At 59.1% G+C, this 1612-nt stretch carries 3 protein-coding genes; all 3 read left to right on the top strand.

Annotation, left to right across the window (positions count from 1 at the left end; all coding sequences use genetic code 11):
• Nucleotides 1-353, top strand: a 353-nt coding sequence (locus JF66_RS20780) for an IS30 family transposase (RefSeq protein ID WP_035880867.1), incomplete at its 5' end; no start/stop codon positions are given.
• Between the two features lie 207 nt (nucleotides 354-560).
• A complete protein-coding gene (locus tag JF66_RS20785) occupies nucleotides 561-989 on the top strand; it encodes an SRPBCC domain-containing protein (protein WP_035880868.1) in 429 nt (142 codons plus the stop codon).
• 314 nt (nucleotides 990-1303) lie between these two features.
• On the top strand, nucleotides 1304-1612 hold a 309-nt coding region (locus tag JF66_RS22700), incomplete at its 3' end, for a siderophore-interacting protein (protein ID WP_197059533.1).

Here is a 1612-nt window from a genome sequence, read left to right on the forward strand (position 1 = left end):
TATTGGCAACGATCAAGACTCTGCCCGAGCGTCTGGCTAAGACCTTGACCTGGGATCAGGGAACGGAGCTGGCTCAGCACCGGCAGATCACGCTGGCCACCAACATGGCCATCTACTTCTGTGATCCGCATTCTCCGTGGCAACGCGGCAGTAACGAGAACACCAACGGTCTGCTGCGCCAGTATTTCCCCAAAGGCACCGACCTCTCGGTCCATTCACCCGAGCGGCTCCTGGAAGTAGCCACCGAACTCAACGAGCGACCCCGCAAAACACTCGGCGGCATCACCCCCGCCCAAGCGATGCAGCGACTACTGTCAGAACCAGAAAAACCAATCGTTGCAACGACCGGTTGAACTCGCCGTTCCCAAGCGGTACTTCCTCGAGGTTTCGATTCTCAGGTCTCGGCGGGTCCTGGGTCAGGGCTGCGGGTCAGAGCCCGCGTCTATGAGTGACCAGGCAGTGACGGAGACTTCGCCGTCCTCGACGTTGCGAAGCGCGTCGACGAACCGGTGCTCTAGGTGGTCTTGCGCCGCCAGAGTGTCTCGGCTATAAAAGCGAGCATGGAGAATCTTCGGTTCAGTGTCGATGTCGACGCTCCCGCGCAGCACGTTTGGAACGTCATGCTCGATCTCGACACGTACCGTGAATGGACGGGCGCTTTCCATGAGGGATCGACCTACGAGGGCGGCTGGAACGAGGGTGACGAGATCCGCTTTCTCGGCCCGAGCGAAGACGGCACGTGGAGCGGTCTCTTCGGCAGCATTGTCGAGAATCGGCACCACGAGTTCGTGTCGATCCGATATCTCGGAGACGTTGAGAACCGCGAAGGTCCCGCAGTCGGGCTGCACGAGAGCTATTCGTTCATCGAGACCGACGGGCTGACGACTCTCACCGTTGACCTCGAGGTGCCCGACGAGTGGGCCAGCGATATGCACGGCATGTGGTCTGAGGCGATCGTCACGATCAAACAGCTGGCAGAACGGGCTTAGGTCGACGAAATCCCGACCCTGTCAGGAATGGCGACAGTCCTCGACAGCGTTGCGACGGTAGCTTTCGGGCCCTAACCCCGACCACGGCTACGTCAGGTGAAGGTCTTCGTCCCAAGGAGAACGATTCTTTGGGTTCTGTGCAGACGTTGTTTTTCTCTTCTTGTTCACGGCGGACACGGAACAGGACTGGGCACCTCGACGGTTGAGCTGGCTGACACTGGGTTCCTTGACGCGCGTCGTTGTTTGCGGTGGATGACCGCTCGATGACGGGTCAGGGTTACCGTAAGTAAGGTTAGGCATGCCATACTAAGGGTATGCTAACTTCGGTGCCGTTGCGATATGTTCAGGCTCCGACTCAGCCCAGTTATCGTCCTTATGGCGTCTCAGTATCTCGCGTCCAGCTGCTGTCGGCAGGGTTCACGCGGATCACCTTTACGGGCACGGACCTCGTTCATCTGGGTACGGGTGGATTCGACCAACGAGTGAAGTTGGTGCTGCCTCTCCCCGATGTAGGACTTGGTCGTTTCTCTTTCACCGAGGACTGGTTTACTCGGTGGCGTGAACTCTCTAACGAGTGGCGTAATCCGCTTCGTACGTACACCGTGCAGTCGCCCCGGCCGGCG

Source organism: Cryobacterium sp. MLB-32 (assembly GCF_000738085.1).
Taxonomy (GTDB): domain Bacteria; phylum Actinomycetota; class Actinomycetes; order Actinomycetales; family Microbacteriaceae; genus Cryobacterium.